At 54.4% G+C, this 19,837-nt stretch carries 17 protein-coding genes; 10 read left to right on the top strand and 7 right to left on the bottom strand.

The features are described 5' to 3' along the window. The first annotated feature begins 159 nt into the window (after positions 1–159). Positions 160–3,063: an RNA polymerase-associated protein RapA gene (gene rapA, locus ACIPUG_RS07065; RefSeq protein ID WP_336255293.1), complete on the top strand. Its 2,904-nt coding sequence runs from the start codon at positions 160–162 to the stop codon at positions 3,061–3,063. A gap of 168 nt (positions 3,064–3,231) precedes the next feature. Next, positions 3,232–3,885 carry a bifunctional tRNA pseudouridine(32) synthase/23S rRNA pseudouridine(746) synthase RluA gene (gene rluA, locus ACIPUG_RS07060; RefSeq protein ID WP_014916685.1) on the top strand — a complete coding sequence of 218 codons (654 nt, stop codon included), beginning with the start codon at positions 3,232–3,234 and terminating at the stop codon, positions 3,883–3,885. 83 nt (positions 3,886–3,968) lie between these two features. On the opposite strand, the gene djlA is transcribed toward rluA, so the two are convergent. Beyond that, complete coding sequence (gene djlA / locus ACIPUG_RS07055) at positions 3,969–4,859, bottom strand: co-chaperone DjlA (RefSeq protein ID WP_014916686.1); 891 nt, start codon at positions 4,857–4,859, stop codon at positions 3,969–3,971. Between the two features lie 185 nt (positions 4,860–5,044). On the opposite strand from djlA, the gene lptD reads away from it, so the two are divergent. From lptD to apaH, 6 genes are all read left to right on the top strand, one after another. Further along, entirely contained in the window at positions 5,045–7,408 is a 2,364-nt protein-coding gene (gene lptD, locus ACIPUG_RS07050; RefSeq protein WP_400337981.1) for an LPS assembly protein LptD, read from the top strand. A 102-nt stretch (positions 7,409–7,510) separates the two neighbouring features. Then, positions 7,511–8,806 (top strand): peptidylprolyl isomerase SurA, encoded by a 1,296-nt coding sequence (gene surA / locus ACIPUG_RS07045; protein ID WP_039278231.1) that lies wholly within the window; start codon positions 7,511–7,513, stop codon positions 8,804–8,806. Then, positions 8,806–9,807: a 4-hydroxythreonine-4-phosphate dehydrogenase PdxA gene (gene pdxA, locus ACIPUG_RS07040; protein ID WP_014916689.1), complete on the top strand. Its 1,002-nt coding sequence runs from the start codon at positions 8,806–8,808 to the stop codon at positions 9,805–9,807. The genes surA and pdxA overlap by 1 nt, the downstream gene beginning before the upstream one ends. Continuing rightward, entirely contained in the window at positions 9,800–10,618 is an 819-nt protein-coding gene (gene rsmA, locus ACIPUG_RS07035; RefSeq protein WP_400337979.1) for a 16S rRNA (adenine(1518)-N(6)/adenine(1519)-N(6))-dimethyltransferase RsmA, read from the top strand. The genes pdxA and rsmA overlap by 8 nt, the downstream gene beginning before the upstream one ends. A 12-nt stretch (positions 10,619–10,630) precedes the next feature. Beyond that, positions 10,631–11,008: a Co2+/Mg2+ efflux protein ApaG gene (gene apaG / locus ACIPUG_RS07030; protein ID WP_010681750.1), complete on the top strand. Its 378-nt coding sequence runs from the start codon at positions 10,631–10,633 to the stop codon at positions 11,006–11,008. Positions 11,009–11,010: 2 nt separating this feature from the next. After that, a complete protein-coding gene (gene apaH / locus ACIPUG_RS07025) occupies positions 11,011–11,880 on the top strand; it encodes a bis(5'-nucleosyl)-tetraphosphatase (symmetrical) ApaH (RefSeq protein ID WP_277518144.1) in 870 nt (289 codons plus the stop codon). 40 nt (positions 11,881–11,920) lie between these two features. On the opposite strand, the gene ACIPUG_RS07020 is transcribed toward apaH, so the two are convergent. Both ACIPUG_RS07020 and ACIPUG_RS07015 read right to left on the bottom strand, forming a co-directional pair. Next, entirely contained in the window at positions 11,921–12,115 is a 195-nt protein-coding gene (locus tag ACIPUG_RS07020) for a hypothetical protein (RefSeq protein WP_379060022.1), read from the bottom strand. Positions 12,116–12,258: 143 nt separating this feature from the next. Further along, positions 12,259–12,780: a DMT family transporter gene (locus tag ACIPUG_RS07015; RefSeq protein ID WP_039497965.1), complete on the bottom strand. Its 522-nt coding sequence runs from the start codon at positions 12,778–12,780 to the stop codon at positions 12,259–12,261. Between the two features lie 111 nt (positions 12,781–12,891). Here ACIPUG_RS07015 and ACIPUG_RS07010 point away from each other — a divergent pair, with 111 nt between their 5' ends. Further along, entirely contained in the window at positions 12,892–13,809 is a 918-nt protein-coding gene (locus tag ACIPUG_RS07010; protein WP_400337977.1) for a LysR family transcriptional regulator, read from the top strand. A 71-nt stretch (positions 13,810–13,880) separates the two neighbouring features. Here ACIPUG_RS07010 and folA read toward each other — a convergent pair whose 3' ends face one another. From folA to ACIPUG_RS06995, 3 genes are all read right to left on the bottom strand, one after another. Further along, positions 13,881–14,363, bottom strand: coding sequence for a type 3 dihydrofolate reductase (folA, locus tag ACIPUG_RS07005; RefSeq protein ID WP_010299774.1), 483 nt, complete (start codon positions 14,361–14,363; stop codon positions 13,881–13,883). Between the two features lie 98 nt (positions 14,364–14,461). Beyond that, positions 14,462–14,932 (bottom strand): threonine/serine exporter, encoded by a 471-nt coding sequence (locus tag ACIPUG_RS07000; protein WP_010681755.1) that lies wholly within the window; start codon positions 14,930–14,932, stop codon positions 14,462–14,464. Further along, a complete protein-coding gene (locus tag ACIPUG_RS06995; protein WP_010681756.1) occupies positions 14,923–15,696 on the bottom strand; it encodes a threonine/serine exporter ThrE family protein in 774 nt (257 codons plus the stop codon). Before ACIPUG_RS06995 ends, ACIPUG_RS07000 begins: the two co-directional genes overlap by 10 nt. Positions 15,697–15,899: 203 nt before the next feature. Between ACIPUG_RS06995 and ACIPUG_RS06990 the strand changes: the two genes are divergently transcribed. Next, entirely contained in the window at positions 15,900–16,514 is a 615-nt protein-coding gene (locus tag ACIPUG_RS06990) for a LysE family transporter (protein WP_014916698.1), read from the top strand. 87 nt (positions 16,515–16,601) lie between these two features. Here ACIPUG_RS06990 and carB read toward each other — a convergent pair whose 3' ends face one another. After that, positions 16,602–19,826, bottom strand: a complete 3,225-nt coding sequence (gene carB, locus ACIPUG_RS06985) for a carbamoyl-phosphate synthase large subunit (protein ID WP_014916699.1) — start codon at positions 19,824–19,826, stop codon at positions 16,602–16,604. Positions 19,827–19,837 lie beyond the last annotated feature (11 nt).

Here is a 19,837-nt window from a genome sequence, read left to right as displayed (position 1 = left end):
ACAGGGGTTAATTCGCGCCACAGCAAGTTTGAGGGGTGACGAACGCACCGTCATCCATTACCATAACGCCCTTTCTGAATTTGCATCAGCAGCATTATCGGCACCCGGTAATGTAATCAGACATTCCTCCGACACAGACGAACATCGAGCTAAGAATTTATGCCTTTTACACTTGGTCAGCGCTGGATCAGCGATACGGAAAGCGAACTTGGACTGGGAACGGTTGTTGCCGTCGATACGCGTATGATTACGCTGCTTTTCCCTGCCAGCGGTGAAAACCGACTTTATTCCCGCAGCGACGCCCCCATCACCCGCGTGATGTTCAATCCCGGCGACACCGTCACCAGCCATGAAGGCTGGCAGCTCAAAGTTGATGACGTGCGAGAAGAAAAAGGGTTGCTGGTGTATTGCGGCCAACGACTGGACGATGAAACGTCGGCGGAACTGCGTGAAGTCTTCCTCGACAGCAAACTGACATTCAATAAACCGCAAGATCGCCTGTTCGCCGGGCAGATCGATCGTATGGATCGCTTTGCGCTGCGCTACCGCGCCCGCAAGCATCAGAACGAACAGGCGCTGCAACAATGGGGCGGATTGCGCGGCATGCGTGCCAGCCTTATCCCCCATCAGTTGCATATCGCTCATGAAGTCGGCCAACGCCACGCACCACGCGTTTTGCTGGCGGACGAAGTCGGTCTGGGGAAAACCATTGAAGCCGGGATGATCATCCACCAGCAGTTGCTGGCAGGTCGTGCCAGTCGCGTGCTGATTGTCGTGCCGGAAACTCTGCAACATCAGTGGCTGGTCGAAATGCTGCGCCGCTTTAACCTGCTGTTCTCACTGTTTGACGACGAACGCTATGCCGAAGCCAAGCTGGACAGCAGTAACCCGTTTGAAACCGAACAGTTGGTCATCTGTTCACTGGGATTTGTGCAACGCAGCGCCCAGCGCTTTGCGCAGCTCGTCAACGCCGACTGGGATCTGCTGGTGGTGGATGAAGCCCACCATCTGGTCTGGAGCGAAGAAAGCCCTAGCCCGGAATATCAGGCCATCGAAACGCTGGCACGCGCCACGCCGGCCGTTCTGCTCTTAACCGCGACGCCGGAGCAGCTCGGCCAACAGAGCCACTTTGCGCGCTTACGCCTGCTCGATCCCAACCGTTTCCACGACTACCAGGAATTCGTTGCCGAACAGCAGCAGTACCGCCCGGTTGCCGATGCCGTCACGCTGCTGTTAGCGGGCGAAAAAGCCCAAACAGCTGAACTGAATGCGTTGAGCGATCTGCTGGGCGAACAGGATATCGAGCCGCTGCTGAAAGCCATCAACAGCGACAGCGATGACAATCAGAAAGCGCGTCAGGAACTGATCACCATGCTGATGGATCGCCACGGCACCAGCCGTGTGCTGTTCCGTAACACGCGTCAGGGGGTTAAAGGCTTCCCACAGCGTATCCTGCATCAAATCCGCCTGCCGCTGCCGGCGCAGTACCAAACGGCGATTAAAGTGTCCGGCATTATGAACGCGAATAAAGCGCTGGAAGTCCGCGCCCGCGACATGCTGTACCCGGAACAAATTTATCAGCAGCTCGAAGGGGACGATGCCACGTGGTGGAACTTCGATCCGCGCGTGGAATGGTTACTGAACTACCTGACTGCACATCGTGATGAAAAAGTGCTGGTGATCTGTGCACAAGCAGCCACCGCGCTACAGCTGGAGCAAGTGCTGCGCACGCGTGAAGCCATCCGCGCCGCCGTCTTCCATGAAGGGCTGTCGATTCTGGAGCGTGACCGCGCCGCCGCCTATTTTGCTTCTGAAGAAGAAGGCGCACAGGTGCTGATCTGTTCAGAGATCGGTTCCGAAGGCCGTAACTTCCAGTTCGCCAGCCATTTAGTGATGTTCGATCTGCCGTTCAACCCCGACCTGCTGGAGCAGCGTATTGGTCGTCTGGACCGTATCGGACAGGCCAAAGAAATTCAGATTATGGTGCCCTATCTGGAAAGCACCGCACAGGCGTTGCTGGTGCGCTGGTATCATGAAGGGCTGGACGCATTTGAGCACACCTGCCCGACAGGCCGTACCATCTATGATGCGCACCACACGCAGCTGATCGAGCGACTGACGACCGTTGGTGAACAGCAGGGACTGGATGAGTTTATCCATGTTTGCCGTCAACAGCACGACAGCCTGAAACAACAGCTTGAACAAGGCCGCGATCGCCTGTTGGAAATGCATTCTAACGGTGGCGAACAGGCTCAACTGCTAGCGCAGGCCATTGCCGAGCAGGATAATGACGTCAATCTGGTGACATTCGCCCTGAACCTGTTCGATATTGTTGGCATCAATCAGGAAGATCGCAGCGATAACCTGATCATCCTGACGCCATCCGATCATATGCTGGTGCCAGACTTCCCGGGCCTGCCGCAGGACGGCTGTACGATCACCTTCGATCGCGATCAGGCGCTCTCTCGCGAAGATGCACAGTTTATCAGTTGGGAACACCCGCTGATCCGTAACGGGCTCGATCTGGTGCTGTCCGGCGATACCGGCAGCTGCGCAGTGTCGCTGCTGAAAAATAAAGCGCTGCCGGTCGGCACATTGCTGGCAGAATTGGTTTACGTGGTGGAAGCGCAGGCACCGAAACACCTGCAACTGACTCGCTTCCTGCCGCCTACGCCGGTTCGCCTGCTGATGGACCGTAAAGGCACCAATCTGGCGGCACAGGTTGAGTTTGAAAGCTTCAACCGCCAGCTCAATGCGGTAAACCGCCATACGTCCAGCAAGCTGGTGAATGCCGTACAGCCTGATGTTCACGCCATGCTGCAACAGGCAGAAGCGCTGGTGGAAACGCAGGCGCGCCAGCTCATCGCCGAAGCTCAGGAGCAGGCTGACCTGCAATTGCGCCGTGAGCTGGAACGTCTGGAAGCGTTGAAAGCCGTCAACCCTAACATTCGTGAAGATGAGCTGACTGCACTGGAAAACCAGCGCGAGCAGGTGCTGAGCAACCTGCATGAAGCCAACTGGCGTCTGGATGCAATCCGTCTGGTTGTGGTGACGCATCAGTAAGCGTTGCTGACTGCGGTATCGGCATCGTGCTATACCGCAGCTATAAAGACATGTTGTTTGCAAAATCGAGATACACGGGCCTACCACGGGGCGAGGTCTCCCTGCGGGAACCTCATCCCCGTGTTCTTCCTAATATCACACATTATACGTTGCCTGAAAGGTGCTCCGATGGAACCCTATAATCCGCCTACCGATCCCTGGTTGCATATTCTGTATCAGGATCAGCACATCATGGTGGTGAATAAACCCAGCGGTCTGCTGTCGGTTCCCGGCCGCGCGCCAGAACACAAAGACAGCGTCATGAGCCGTATTCAGGCTGACTATCCGACCGCAGAATCTGTACATCGTCTGGATATGGCAACCAGCGGCGTGATTGCCGTCGCACTCACGAAAGCCGCCGAACGCGAATTAAAGCGTCAGTTTCGCGAGCGTGAACCCAAGAAATCCTACCTTGCCCGTGTCTGGGGACATATGGCACAGGATGAGGGCGTCATCGACCTGCCACTGATCTGCGACTGGCCGAACCGCCCGAAACAGAAAGTCTGCTTTGAAACAGGAAAAGCAGCGCAGACGGAGTATCAGGTACTTTCACGTGACGCTGACGGTACAACACGCGTCAAGCTGATGCCGATTACCGGTCGCTCCCACCAACTGCGTGTTCACCTGCTCGCGTTAGGTCATCCTATCCTCGGCGATGGCTTTTATGCGCATCCCGATGCCAAAGCACTTGCCCCCCGCCTTTTACTGCACGCACAAGAACTGGCTATTACCCACCCTGAATTCAATACCCCAATGCACTTTCGTTGCGAAGCGGATTTTTGAGGCAGATACGCCGACGGTATTTGCAAATCGGTGTTTGCTGGAGCGGTAAAACAGGGAAGGAGTAAGAAGAGGAAGGATGCGGATTATTTTGTCTGATTCGCGCTTTTCAGCAGTTCATAGGCGGCCTGAATATCCTGCGCTTTGCGCTTGGCCATCTCCATCATCCTCGGCGAAAGCTTCTTGGCGACCAGCTTATCGGGATGATGCTCGCTCATGAGTTTGCGGTAGGCACGCTTAATCGTCACGGCGTCATCGCTGCTGCGCACGCCTAGCGTACGACAGGCACTTTCGACCGTTGGCCCACGCGGCGGTGAAGCCGGGCGTTGGCCGCCATAAGAGTGTCCGTTGGAGTAGCCCCCGCTGGAGTGGCCGTTACTGCGTCGTTGATGCGATTTACCGTTCTGGCGTGACTGATTCTGCCGCGACTGTTGCCCCGTGCTACTTTCCATATTCCGCAAAAAGAACTCAAACTGCTCGCGCGTTACGCCCAGCTCATCGGCAATCACATACAGCACGCGTCGTTCATTTGGATGCAAAACGCCATCAACAAACGCGACCTGAAGCTGAATTTCCAGAAACATCTTAATTAAATCAAAACGTCCCAGACAGGCATCGCGTAGCTTGCGTAATTTTATTCGCAGAGGGAAATGACTGGTCTTTCCTTCACGGAAAGCCCGTTGAGCGGCGGTTCTGGCCTCACCAAACAGCTCAAGGCGATCCATCATTTTGGTTGCAATCTTGATATCGGCTTCCGTCACCCGGCCTTTGGATTTGGTCAGGTGTCCCATAGCCTGAAAGGTCGTGAGAAAGAACAATGACTGACGGGTAGACTGAGCGGAGAAATAATCACGGCGACGCGATGCCCGGGCTTTGTCAATCCAATGCCCCATCAGTAAGCCCATGATCATTCCCCAGATGCCAGCGCTTGAGACGATTCCCAGCGCCAACCCCAGCAACTTTCCCCAATACCGCATATACTCCTCAAATCCTCATGCCGTCAGCCAAAAATTGCTTTATCATACCTGTCATTTATCTTTGCACCTAACGGCGGTGCGTATAGGCGGTGGGGATTTAACACTGGCGCAACGCTAACGAGTGATATAGTCTCTGACCGTTTGCCGGCATGATGCCCCTGATGACGGAACACCTGATACCACGTATGAAAAAAAGTTTCCCAACTCTGCTGGCCACTCTGGTTTGGTCGGCGCTTTACAGCCAGCACGCGCTGGCCGATCTCGCTGAACAGTGCATGCTGGGTGTACCTACGTACAACAGACCGCTGGTAACAGGCGATCCTAATCAGCTGCCGGTCAATATTCAGGCCGACAAAACCGAAGCCAACTATCCCGACAACGCCAAATTCATCGGCAATGTTAACATCCAGCAGGGCAACAGCGTCATGACCGCCGAGCAGGTGGAACTGAACCAGCTGGATCCGACAACGCAGGGTAGCACGCCTACGCGTACCATTACTGCGACGGGAAATGTCCACTACGACGACAATCAGGTTATCCTGAAAGGCCCTAAAGCCTGGGCCAACCTGAACACCAAAGATACCGACGTCTATGAAGGCGACTATCAGATGGTGGGCCGTCAAGGGCGTGGTTCCGCCGACAAAATGAAAATGCGTGACAGCAATCGCTACACCATTCTGGAAAACGGCTCCTTCACTTCCTGTCTGCCGGGAGATAATAGCTGGAGTGTCGTCGGTTCGGAAGTGATTCAAGACAGAGAAGAGCAGGTTGCTGAAATCTGGAACGCACGTTTCAAGATTGCTGGCGTACCTGTGTTCTATAGCCCGTATTTACAGCTTCCTATCGGCGATAAACGACGCTCTGGCTTCCTGATCCCCAATGCGAAATATGGTAGCAGCAATGGCTTCGAACTGCTGACGCCCTATTACTGGAATATTGCCCCTAATTTTGACGCCACGATCACACCGCATCTGCAAACTAAACGTGGTATGCAGTGGCAGAACGAATTCCGCTACCTGACCACACCGGGCCTTGGTGTCATTCAGTTCGACTGGCTGCCCAGCGACAATGAATATGCCAAAGTCTCCCCGCAAGATAGTAACGATACCCGCTGGCTGTTCCACTGGGGTCATAGCGGCGTGATGGATCAGGTATGGCGTTTTAACGCCGATTACACGAAAGTCAGCGACGATCGCTACTTCACCGATCTGGAGTCGAATTACGGTTCAACTACCGATGGCTACGTCACCCAAAAATTCAGTGCGGGCTATGCGAACCAAAACTGGAACACCTCGCTGTCCACCAGACAATTCCAGGTTTTTTCCAATGCGACCAGCCGTGATGTCTACCGTGCTGAGCCGCAGCTCGATATCAATTATTACCAGAATGATATCGGCCCGATTGATATGCACCTTTATGGTCAGGCGGTAAAATTTACCAACGTCAACGACAATCGGCCGGAAGCGACTCGTCTGCACGCTGAGCCAACGCTGAATCTCCCGCTGGCAAACCGCTGGGCCAGTCTGAATACCGAAGCCAAGCTGTTAGCGACGCACTATCAACAGGACAATCTGGATCGCTATCGCGCCGATCCTACCGTCACCGACGTCAATAAAAACGCGCTCCAGAGCTCCGTTAACCGTGTCATGCCGCAATATAAAGTGGATGGCAAAATGGTCTTTGAGCGCGAAATGGACTGGTCGCAGGCCTATACCCAGACGCTGGAACCTCGCGCGCAGTACCTGTATGTGCCTTATCGCGATCAGAGCGGCATTCATACCTATGACTCCACGCTGATGCAGACCGACTATTCCGGCCTGTTCCGCGATCGCAGCTACAGCGGCCTGGATCGCATCGCGTCCGCGAACCAGATTGCGACCGGTGTCACTACGCGTATTTATGATGATGCGCTGGTTGAACGTTTTAACGCTTCTATTGGTCAAATCTATTACTTTGATCGTCCACGTACCGGTGACCGCAATACGTCACTCGATAAAAGCGACAACAACGGCAGCCAGGTGTGGGCCGGTGACTCCTTCCTGAAAATCGATGACAGGTGGGGCGTTCGCGGGGGTCTGCAATATGACAATCGTCTGAACGAAGTCGCGCTGGGCGACGCCGTGTTAGAATACCGTCGCGATGCGGAACGTCTGGTGCAGTTGAACTATCGTTACGCCAGCCCTGAATACATTCGCGACATGCTGCCGAACGTGACAAATCAGGGTTCTCAGCAAGGTATTTCGCAGGTCGGTATCACCGCGAGCTGGCCGATCGTCGAACGTTGGGCGGTGGTTGGGGCTTATTATTACGACACCAAGGCTAATCAGCCAGCAAATCAGCTGATTGGGCTGCAGTACAATACCTGCTGTTGGGCCGTGAGCGTTGGTTATGAACGTAAAATTACCGACTGGAACAGCGCCAGCCGCAGCAGCGACTACGACAACAAAGTGTCATTTAATATCGAATTACGTGGTCTAAGCAGCAATTACAGTCTGGGTTCCGAAAAAATGCTTCGCTCGGGTATTTTGCCTTACCAGCGCGCATTCTGATGCAATACGGAGTGCTTAGCCGATAAGGATGTGGCAAACAGGCTGTCTCACTGAAACGTTGGAACTTTTAACCCGCCTTGCGGATGAAATAATGGGAAAGGTATGAAGAACTGGAGAACGCTTATTCTCGGATTGGCACTGAGTGCCTCTACCGCGTTCGCAGCACCACAGGTGGTTGATAAAGTCGCAGCAGTGGTCGACAACAGCGTCGTGTTGGAAAGTGATGTAAACAGTCTTTTGCAGTCGGTAAAACTGAACGCCCAGCAGGCTGGGCAACAGTTACCGGATGACGCCACGCTGCGTCATCAGATTACCGATCGCCTGATCATGGATAACATCATCCTGCAAATGGCGCAGAAGATGGGTATCCAGGTGACGGATGAACAACTGAATCAGGCGATTACCAATATTGCCGCTCAGAACCGGATGTCTCTGGATCAGCTAAAAAGTCAGCTGGCTTATGAAGGTCTGAACTACAACACCTACCGTAACCAGATTCGCAAAGAGATGCTGATTTCGGAAGTGCGTAACAACGAAGTCCGCCGTCGCATTACCGTGCTGCCACAGGAAGTCGATACGCTGGCTAAGCAAATCGCCACCCAGACCGGCGAAAACGATGAGCTGAATCTGAGCCACATTCTGATCCCATTACCGGAAAACCCGACTCAGCAGCAGGTTGATGAAGCGGAAAACCTGGCAACGTCGCTGGTGAAACAAATCAATGAAGGCGCGGATTTTGGCAAGTTGGCCATTACCTATTCTGCAGACCCTCAGGCGCTGAAAGGCGGCCAAATGGGCTGGGGCAAGTTGCAAGAGATCCCAACGCTGTTTGCTGAACGCTTAACACAGGCGCAGAAAGGTCAGGTCGTTGGCCCGATCCGTTCTGGTGTGGGTTTCCACATTCTGAAAGTGAACGATATTCGCGGCGGTAACAAAAGCGTATCGGTAACCGAAACGCATGCTCGCCATATTCTGATCAAACCGTCTGTCGTCATGACGGACAGCCAGGCACAAGCCAAGCTGGCCGAAGTGGCACAGCAGATCAAAAACGGCAGCACCGATTTCGCCTCACAAGCCAAACTGCTCTCTCAGGATCCTGGTTCAGCGAATCAGGGCGGCGACCTTGGCTGGGCTTCTCCAGATATGTACGATCCGGCCTTCCGCGATGCGTTGTTGAAACTGAAGAAAGGCGAAATCAGTCAGCCTGTTCATTCCTCTTTTGGCTGGCACCTGATTCAGTTGCTAGACACCCGTCAGGTTGATAAAACCGACGCGGCGCAAAAAGAGCAAGCGTACCGTATGATCTTTAATCGTAAATTCGCTGAAGAAGCGCAAACCTGGATGCAGGAACAGCGTGCAGCGGCCTATGTCAAAGTGATTAATGGTGCCAGTAACTAATGCAGACTGAGAGCAATACGCCACGCGTTGTGATCACCCCCGGCGAACCCGCCGGGATTGGCCCCGATCTGGTGATTGCTCTGGCTCAGCAGGCCTGGCCTGTAGAGCTCGTGATCTGTGCGGATCCTGACCTGTTACTCAGTCGCGCATTACAGCTGTCTATGCCGCTGACGTTGCGTGACTATCAACCCGGCCAGCCCGCACAGCCACAACAGGCGGGTAGTCTGACCATTCTGCCGATCGCCGCACCGGCAACCATCATTCCAGGCCAATTGAATGTCGCTAACAGCGCTTATGTGGTTGAAACGTTGGCGCGTGCTTGCGATGGCTGCCTGAACGGTGAATTCGCCGCGCTGATTACCGGACCGGTGCATAAAGGCATTATCAACGATGCTGGCGTCCCCTTCAGCGGGCACACTGAGTTTTTCGCCGATCGCAGCCGCTGTGACCGTGTCGTTATGATGCTGGCAACAGAAGAACTGCGCGTTGCCTTAGCGACCACGCATCTTCCGCTTGCAGCCGTTTCTGCGGCGATTACCCGCCAGAGCCTGCACGAAGTCATCACGATTTTGCATCATGATTTGCAGACAAAATTCGGTATCGCTCAACCGCAAATCTATGTGTGTGGGCTAAATCCTCATGCCGGTGAAGGCGGCCATATGGGCCGTGAAGAGCTGGATGTGATTAACCCAGCGCTGGACGAACTCCGGCAGCAGGGTATCACGCTGGTTGGGCCGTTGCCTGCCGACACACTTTTCCAGCCAAAGTATCTGCAACACGCTGACGCCGTTTTGGCGATGTATCACGATCAAGGGCTCCCGGTTCTGAAATATCAGGGCTTCGGGCGAGCCGTTAATATCACGCTGGGGTTACCTTTTATTCGTACGTCGGTCGATCACGGTACAGCGCTTGAGCTGGCCGCAACTGGCAGCGCCGACCCCGGCAGCTTCATCACGGCATTAAATCTTGCCATTAAAATGATAAAACACAGTAATGAATAATCGCGTACACCAAGGTCACTTCGCCCGTAAACGTTTTGGGCAAAACTTTTTAAACGATCACTTCGTGATCGATAGCATCGTTTCGGCGATTCATCCTCAACCGGGTCAAGCGATCGTCGAGATCGGTCCCGGCCTCGGCGCGTTGACCGCGCCCGTTGGCGAACGGATGGATCGTTTTACCGTTATCGAGTTGGATAGGGATCTGGCAGCGCGCCTGGAAACGCATCCGACGCTGAAAGACAAGCTGACGATTATTCAGCAAGATGCCATGACGATCGATTTCGCCGCGCTCGCTGAACAGGCTGGGCAACCGCTGCGTGTTTTCGGCAACCTGCCGTATAATATTTCCACACCGCTGATGTTCCACTTGTTCACCTATACTCAATCTATCCGCGACATGCACTTTATGTTGCAGAAAGAGGTGGTTAACCGCCTGGTGGCAGGGCCGAACAGTAAAGCCTTTGGACGCCTGAGCGTCATGGCACAGTATTATTGTCAGATAATCCCAGTGCTTGAAGTACCACCAGAGGCATTCAAGCCCGCGCCTAAAGTTGATTCCGCCGTAGTGCGACTCGTTCCTCATGCCGAGATCCCCTGCCCGGTCAGCGACATTCGCGTGCTGAGCCGCATCACGACGGAAGCGTTTAACCAGCGCCGTAAGACACTGCGTAACAGTCTGGGCAATCTGTTCACCCCGGAAATTCTCACCGAGCTGGGAATCGATGTCTCCAGCCGCGCAGAGAATGTGACCGTTGAACAATATTGCCGATTGGCGAACTGGTTGAGCGAGCATCCTGCAAAACAGGAATAACTGGAGTTCATCATGATTAATGCGCCCCGTGTTTGTGTACAGGTTCAGAGCTTCTACGTGGAATCACAGTCTGAGCCTGATGAAGAACGTTTCGTGTTTGCTTACACGATTACGGTTCGCAATCTGGGGCGTCATGAAGTCCAGCTTTTGGGACGCTATTGGCTGATCACCAACGGTAACGGTCGCCAGACTGAAGTTCAGGGTGAAGGCGTCGTCGGCGAACAGCCGATTATCCAGCCCGGCGGCGAATTCCAATATACCAGCGGTGCCGTCATCGAAACGCCTCTCGGCACGATGGAAGGCCACTACCATATGGTTGACCATCAGGGTAAAGCGTTTCAGGTTTCCATCCCCGTTTTCCGTCTGGCTATTCCTTCACTGATACATTAATTATGTCTACCTATTTAGTTGGCGATGTTCACGGCTGTTTCGTGGAACTTAATGCGCTATTGGCGCAAGTTTCCTTTAATCCAGAGCAAGATACGCTCTGGCTAACTGGCGATTTAGTCGCACGCGGGCCGGATTCCCTCCAGGTTCTACGCTTTGTTCGCTCCCTCGGTTCCTCTGTTCGCATGGTGCTTGGCAATCACGATCTGCACCTGTTGGCCGTTTATGCGGGTATCAGCCGCAACAAGCCGAAAGATCGGCTCAACGAGCTCCTCACAGCACCGGACGCCGACGAACTCATCAACTGGCTACGTCGCCAGCCGATCTTGCAAGTTGATGAAGAGCTGAAGCTGGTGATGGCGCACGCGGGCATCACACCGCAGTGGGATCTGCCGACGGCGCTTATGTGCGCACGCGAAGTCGAATCGATCCTGAGCAGCGACAGCTACCCGCTTTTCCTCGATGCCATGTATGGCGATATGCCGAACCACTGGAGCCCAGAGCTCAGCGGTCTGGCTCGTCTACGCTTTAGCACCAACGTCTTTACCCGTATGCGCTACTGCTTCTCTGGCGGGCAGTTGGATATGCTGTGTAAAGAGCCGCCGAGCCAAGCCCCTTCTCTGCTAAAACCGTGGTTTGAGCTGCCGAGTCAGGTTACCGGGGAATATGCTATTGCGTTCGGCCATTGGGCCTCGCTGGAAGGGAAAGGCACGCCGGAAAACATTTACGCGCTGGATACCGGGTGCTGCTGGGGGGGAGAACTAACTATGCTGCGTTGGGACGATAAGCGCTATTTCACGCAACCGTCTCTTTCATCAAACACGTCATCAACTGCCGAGCTTTCTGGCGATAGCACGCCCTTATCGGGTGAGTAAAGGCTCGAAAGCCGTTGCACCATCGCCAACCGTGCCAGAGTCATAGAAAAGGGGAAGTCGTCTCAGACTGAGCCTTTTTGGATGACGGTACGGCCAACCCCTCGGCGGGAATCGACCAGATGCCACCGCCAAGAAACCCGGACAGGCCGACGGCTTCTACGCCGCCTGGCGGCAATTCACGGCGGCGTGGATCGCTCAGGCGGTCAGTATTCAGATTACGATTTCTATTCGTCATGCTTACTGTCTCCTATCTATCAAATACAGCGGCTTAACGACATCTCAATTGAACGACGGAAGCCGCTACTCGTTTTCATACTAGCGATGATAGATGACGGAAATGTGACCCATTTCCGCTAAAAATGGAGAATTCATCTCTCACTATGGCTGCTGGTGGGTTGCCGCGGTCGATTTTGTCAGCGGTTGAGAAGCCGCAGAATATTGCACCACCAGCATCCCCATCACGATTAACGCGACACCCGCGATTCGCCCCAGCGTCGCAGGCTTCACCGCTAACCCCATCAAACCAAAATGATCGATGATCAGCGATGCCACAACCTGCCCAACAATCACGCAGACAATAAAACCTGAGGCTCCGAGCTTTGGCGTCAGCAATAAGGCGGCGGTGATATAAGCCACGCCCGCCACGCCGCCCAGCCAGATCCACCACGGCCCCTGCAAGGCATTACCCAGTGCTGGCGTGGGCACCCGAGCAGCAAACAGAATCGGCAACAGCACGCAGATGCTGACCAGCAGTGAGACCAGCGTTGCCCAAAGTGGATGGCCTAACGAGCGCCCCAGCATCGCATTACTGGCGGCCTGAAAAGGCACAATGCTCCCGGCGAATACCGCAATACCCAGCGGCAGCAATAATGAGAGAGAAAAAGAAGAGAATAACGACATGGAGCCCCCTGATTCACAATATTAAGTTCACAACGTAATTGGGATGTTCCAATACTCCATCATCCATTAAACTGATGGAAATTCGTAATTCATACGGAAGACATTCACAGAATGGATGATTTACGTCGTATCGATATGAATCTGCTGCTAACGCTTCATGCGCTGTTGACGGAAAAACACGTCACACGGGCGGCACTGCGCCTGCACCGCAGCCAGCCTGCCGTCAGCCATTCACTAGCACAGCTTCGCCAGATTTTTAACGATCCGCTGTTAGTTCGACGTGAAGTCGGTCTGACGCTGACGACCCGTGCACAGGCGCTACTCGGCCCGCTGGAACTCGCGCTTGAACAACTAAATGGCCTCATACAAGCTCCGCAGTTCGATCCGCGCCATAGCACGCGACATTTCCGTTTGGCGCTTTCTGATTACGGTACGAATGCCGTTTTGCCAACGCTCATGCGGCATCTACGCCTGCAGGCTCCCGGCATTTCGCTGGCCGTCAGTCATGCCGGCCGTGAAATGATGCTGGCACAGTTGATTGATGGAGAAATCGATTTAGGCCTCGGCGTATTTCCTGAACGCCCGTCTGAAGTACACGCCGAGCTTCTCTTTGAAGAACAGTTTGCCTGTCTGGCCGACCGCGCCACGCTGCCGGAAAACGGTATGCTATCGTTTGAGGCATGGCTGGAACGCCCACATGTTCTGGTCACCATGCATCCCGATTCAGCCAATGAAGTGGACAGCGCGCTTGCTGCAAGCGGCCTGTCACGCAATGTCGTGCTGACGCTGCCCCACTGGCACGCCGCCATCAATCTCATTGCCGGTACTGACCTGATTTTGACTGCCGCACGGCGCAGTATGCTCCACATCACTACGCCAAATTTGCACATTTTTCCGCCTCCGCTCGCGATACCCAACTTTGCCTTCCAGCAGGTGTGGCATACGCGACGCGAGAGCGATCCTGCGCATCGCTGGCTGAGACGCGCCATTTGGGAAAGCTGTCAGGCGGGAGAAGTAAACATCGGGTAAGAAAACGAAAAAACCCGCCACAAAGGCGGGTTTAGCGAGTCATCGACAGAACGTTATCGCAGGAAAGGCGCTTAGCGGCGTTCCAGAATTTCGAAGCAGTAACTGTGTGAGTTGCGCTCGTCAGCATCATGGAATTCGCTGAAAACAGACTGCCACTCATCCGGCTCATAGTCAGGGAAATGCGTGTCGCCTTCCACTTCAGCATCAATGTGCGTCAGATAGAGGCGATTAGCCTGCGCCAGCATTTGTTGATAAATACTGCCGCCGCCAATCACCATCACTTCCTCGACGTCACCCGCCGCCGCCAGCGCAGCGTCCAGCGAAGAGACCCAGGTCACACGATCGTCATCACCGGGATGATTGCTGACGACAATGTTCAGTCGGCCGGGCAGCGGCTGACCGATAGAACGGAAAGTATTACGCCCCATAATAATCGGCTTATTAAGCGTATTACGCTTAAACCATGCCAGATCGGCTGGCAAATGCCACGGCATCGCGTTTTCCATACCAATCACGCGATCCACTGCCAGTGCAGCAATCAAACTAATAACCATGGTGAAAAAACCCTGTAGGTCAGAAAATTGCTGACACTATACGGAAAGCCCTTTCGCTCGTCGATATAGATACAAGACCGAAACGTAATATAAGAGTTTTATACTCCCGGCCGTTTACGGTAAAGCCAGATCCCCGGTAAAGACAGGCCGATAGAGAGCGCACCGACGATAAAACTGGCCTTCAGAAAATTGGTTATCATGACGCTCATCAGCGCTTCGCTGTAGCCAAGATGCGAAATCTCCACCACCGAAATCATCGCGGTATAGGCAGAAATACCGGGAAACATCGGGATCACCGCCGCTACGGTAAAGACTTTCGGATGCGCCAGCAGCCAGCGTGACCAGCGAATACCGATGATGCCGATCAGGATCGCCGCCAGAAACGACGCCCACTCGATATTCATGCCGAAATGTATCGCCAGAAACCGTACGCCATGCCCGACACCGCCCAGCAGCGCACAGTAAGGCAGCACTTTCAGCGGCACGTTGAAGACCATCGCAAAGCCCAACGCAGGAACCGCCGCCAGCACCATATCCTGCAAGAGTGCCCACAGTAAACTTAAGCCCATCCGCGTAACCCCCACAGCGACATCGCCATCACGACACCAATACAGGTTGCCAGCGTCAGTAAACTCGCGACCGTCCAGCGTGCCAGACCGGTATTCACGTGCCCTTTAAACATATCCGCCACGGCGTTAATCAACGGAAAGCCGGGAACCAGCAGCAGCACGCTCGCCGCCATCGCGACCGTTGAGGTTTGTCCAAAAGCAGGCAAACGCATCAACAGCCCGGATGCCGACGTCGCGACAAATGCCGTAATGCAGAAGTTGATCAACGGATTCAGGTGTCGCGCCGTAAAGACCTGTCGGACGTACATCGCCAGACCGCTGGCAATCAGCGTGACGATAAACGCATCCCACCCGCCGCCGTTCAAACGGCTGAAGCAGCCGCAGGAGAGCGCCACAACGGAAACCATCAGCCAGCGCGGATAGCGCAGCGGTTTGATATTTCCCAGACGTTTTTCCACCCCCGCCACATCCAGCAGCTTATGCTCGGCCATGATGACCGCATGCTGAACCTCAATGACGACGTGCATATTAATGCCGCGATCCACATTCTTCCGCGTTGACGTCAGGCAATGCCCTTGCATGATAGTGGTCAGCACAATCGAATTTGCCGAGATTGAACTCTCAACGCTATCAGCGCCGAGCGCCATACCCAGCCGTGACGACAGCTGTTCTACCACCATACTTTCTGCGCCATGCTGTAACAGCAGCAGCGCACACTGGATGCACAGTCGGGTTATTTCCCGCTGCTGTGGCGCTTCACCCATCCGTTTTTCGCCACATAATGGTTCACGGTTCTCACATTCACTGACCATGTTGTTATCTAACCCGCCCCTGAAATTAACCACAAAAAATGAAAGGATAATTGTTAACATATCGCCGCCGAATAACCAATAAGTGTGATGCGAATTCATTATTCTGGCGCTATGATTTCCCTCGGCCCTCTCTTTCTTCACTGCCTGGAATGACCATGTTAGAAACATCACTGTTTGTCGCGACCATCGCCACGCTGGGGATGCTCTCTCCCGGCCCCGACTTTTTCCTCGTTATCAGGAATGCGGCGCGCTATCCACGTGCTGCTGCAATGATGACCGCCTTTGGCGTCATCTGCGGCGTAGCAACTCACATGGCTTATTGCGTCGCCGGGCTAGCCGTCGTCATCACCACCACGCCTTGGCTGTTTAATGTACTGAAATATGCGGGTGCCGCCTATCTAATCTGGATCGGTATTCAAGCGCTATTCGCGCGCGGCGGAAGCAAAATGGACGTATCAAATCTGACACAGCAAAGCGTCAGCCTGAAAAAAGCGTTCCTGCAAGGCTATCTCTGCAACCTACTGAATCCGAAAGCCACGCTGTTCTTTCTGGCGATGTTCACTCAGGTTCTGAACATTCACTCAGGCCTCGGTGAAAAACTGTGGTACGCCATGATTATCTGGCTGCTTTCTCTCGTCTGGTGGCCACTGTTGGTGGTACTTTTCCAAAGCGAACCGGTACGCCGTGGATTGGCTAAAGTGCAGAAACTGGTCGATAAGCTGCTGGGAACGGTGTTGATCGCGTTAGGTATCAAAGTCGCGCTAGGTTAACACTCAAAACGCGCCCCATGAAAAAAGCCAGCGCTGTTACCAACGCTGGCCTTTATTATCCGCTTACTGCCTACCGAAGTTGGTCAATCAGCCTTTAATCATCGCATGCATTTCCTGCACGGAAGTCACCTTCTCCGTCGGATCTGCCGTCAATGACATGGCCGTAGCGAAACCGCCGTTCAGCGTCGTGTCGTAGTGCACCTTGTATTGCAGCGCGCTGCGGCGAATCAGCTTGGAATCTTCAATCGCCTGACGCCCTGCGGTGGTGTTGACGATGTAGGTGTACTCGCCGTTCTTGATGCGGTCCTGAATATGCGGACGACCTTCATGCACCTTGTTCACCAGACGCGGATTAATGCCCGCTTCGCCCAGCTCAATCGCCGTGCCGTGCGTCGCATCCAGCTCAAAGCCGTACTTCAACAGCTTGGCCGCCAGATCCACTACGCGAGCTTTATCACCTTCACGCACTGACAGCAGCGCACGTCCGGTTTTCTTCATGTGCGAGTTACTGCCCAGCATCGCTTTAGCAAAAGCTTCAGCAAACGTGCGGCCCACGCCCATCACTTCACCGGTTGAACGCATTTCTGGCCCCAGAATCGGGTCAACGCCAGGGAATTTGTTGAACGGCAGCACCACTTCTTTTACGGAGTAGTACGGCGGGATAATTTCTTTCGTGACGCCCTGCTCAGCCAGCGTTTTGCCTGCCATCACGCGTGCCGCGACTTTCGCCAACGGAACGCCCGTCGCTTTCGAGACAAACGGTACGGTACGCGCCGCACGTGGGTTCACTTCAATCAGATAAACTTCGTTATCCTTCACCGCAAACTGCACGTTCATCAGGCCGCGAACGCAGAGTTCAAACGCCAGTTTCTCAACCTGCTGACGCATCACGTCCTGAATCTCTTTGCTCAGCGTATAAGCCGGCAGTGAACAAGCCGAGTCACCGGAGTGAACGCCCGCCTGCTCGATGTGCTCCATAATGCCGCCAATCAGCACGCGCTCGCCGTCACAAATCGCATCAACGTCGACTTCGATAGCATCGTCAAGGAAGCGGTCTAGCAGCACCGGCGCGTCGTTGGACACGCTAACCGCGTTTTGGAAGTAGCGACGCAGGTCGATTTCGTCGTACACGATTTCCATCGCGCGGCCGCCCAGAACATAAGAAGGACGGACAACCAGCGGGTAGCCGATGCCACGCGCTTTTTCTACCGCCTGCTCAATGGTCGCGACCGTGGCGTTAGCCGGTTGCTTCAACCCAAGACGATTCACAGCCTGTTGGAAGCGCTCGCGGTCTTCTGCACGGTCAATCGCATCCGGGCTGGTGCCAATAACCGGCACACCAGCGGCTTCCAGCGCACGCGCCAGTTTCAATGGCGTCTGGCCACCGTACTGCACGATAACGCCTTTTGGCTTCTCGATGCGGACGATTTCCAGCACGTCTTCAAACGTTACCGGCTCAAAGTACAGACGGTCAGACGTATCGTAGTCTGTTGAAACGGTTTCCGGGTTGCAGTTGACCATGATGGTTTCATAACCATCTTCACGCAGCGCCAGTGAAGCGTGGACGCAGCAGTAGTCAAATTCGATCCCTTGACCGATACGGTTCGGCCCACCGCCCAGTACCATGATTTTGTCACGATCCTGAGTCGGATTGGCTTCACACTCTTCTTCGTATGTGGAGTACATGTACGCTGTATCGGTCGCAAATTCTGCCGCACAGGTATCGACGCGTTTATAGACGGGATGCAGGTCGAACTTATCGCGCAGCTTGCGAATTTCGCTTTCCGCCACGCCAGCCAGTTTCGCCAGACGCGCATCGGCAAAGCCTTTACGCTTCAGCGTACGCAGGAATTCGGCATCCAGCGCAGTTGCGCCTTTTTCAGCGACCTGCTCTTCCAGACGCACCAGCTCTTCAATCTGCACCAGGAACCAGCGGTCAACGTTGGTCAGGTTAAACACGCCATCGACAGACATCCCCGCGCGGAAGGCATCGGCGATGTACCAGATACGCTCGGCACCGGCATCTTTCAGCTCGCGGCGAATTTTGGTCAGCGCTTCTGGATCGTCCAGATCCACTTTCGGATCGAAGCCCGTTGCGCCCACTTCCAGGCCACGCAGCGCTTTCTGCAAGGATTCCTGCTGCGTGCGGCCAATCGCCATCACTTCACCCACAGATTTCATCTGCGTGGTCAGACGGTCGTTGGCACCCGCGAATTTCTCGAAGTTAAAACGTGGAATCTTAGTGACAACGTAGTCGATAGCAGGCTCGAAGGACGCTGGCGTACGGCCCCCAGTGATGTCGTTCATCAGCTCATCGAGCGTGTAACCTACAGCCAACTTGGCCGCGATTTTCGCAATCGGGAAGCCCGTCGCTTTAGACGCCAGCGCGGAAGAACGTGATACACGCGGGTTCATTTCGATAACAATCAGACGGCCGGTTTTCGGGTTTACCGAGAACTGAACGTTGGAACCGCCCGTTTCTACGCCGATTTCACGCAGTACCGCCATCGAGGCGTTACGCATGATTTGATACTCTTTATCGGTCAGCGTTTGTGCCGGTGCGACGGTGATGGAGTCACCCGTGTGGATCCCCATGGCATCGAAGTTTTCGATTGAGCAGACGATGATGCAGTTGTCGTTCTTATCACGCACCACTTCCATCTCATACTCTTTCCAACCGATCAGCGATTCATCGATCAACAGCTCTTTGGTTGGAGACAGATCCAGACCGCGCTCACAGATCTCTTCGAACTCTTCACGGTTGTAAGCGATACCGCCACCGGTGCCGCCCATCGTAAAGGAAGGACGGATGATGCACGGGAAGCCGACGTCAGCCGCAACCGCCAGCGCTTCTTCCATATTGTGTGCAATACCGGAACGCGCGGTATCCAGACCGATCTTTTTCATTGCCACGTCGAAGCGGCGGCGATCTTCTGCTTTATCAATCGCATCCGCCGTTGCACCAATCATGGTAACGCCGAATTCGGCCAGCACGCCCTGACGTTCCAGCTCCAGCGCACAGTTCAGCGCAGTCTGGCCGCCCATCGTTGGCAGCACCGCATCTGGACGCTCTTTTTCAATGATCTTGCGCACCACTTCCCAGTGAATCGGCTCGATGTAGGTCGCATCGGCCATTTCCGGGTCGGTCATGATGGTTGCCGGGTTGGAGTTCACCAGAATAACGCGGTAACCCTCTTCACGCAGCGCTTTACACGCCTGTGCACCCGAGTAGTCAAACTCACACGCCTGGCCGATAACAATCGGGCCTGCGCCCAGAATCAGGATGCTTTTAATATCTGTACGTTTTGGCATTTTCTCGCTCC

Origin of the sequence: Pectobacterium sp. CHL-2024 (assembly GCF_044751765.1) — a bacterium.
GTDB classification, from domain to species: Bacteria; Pseudomonadota; Gammaproteobacteria; order Enterobacterales; family Enterobacteriaceae; genus Pectobacterium; species Pectobacterium brasiliense.
Note: the sequence above shows the minus strand (reverse complement) of the source record. Positions and strands in the feature narration are given on the sequence as shown.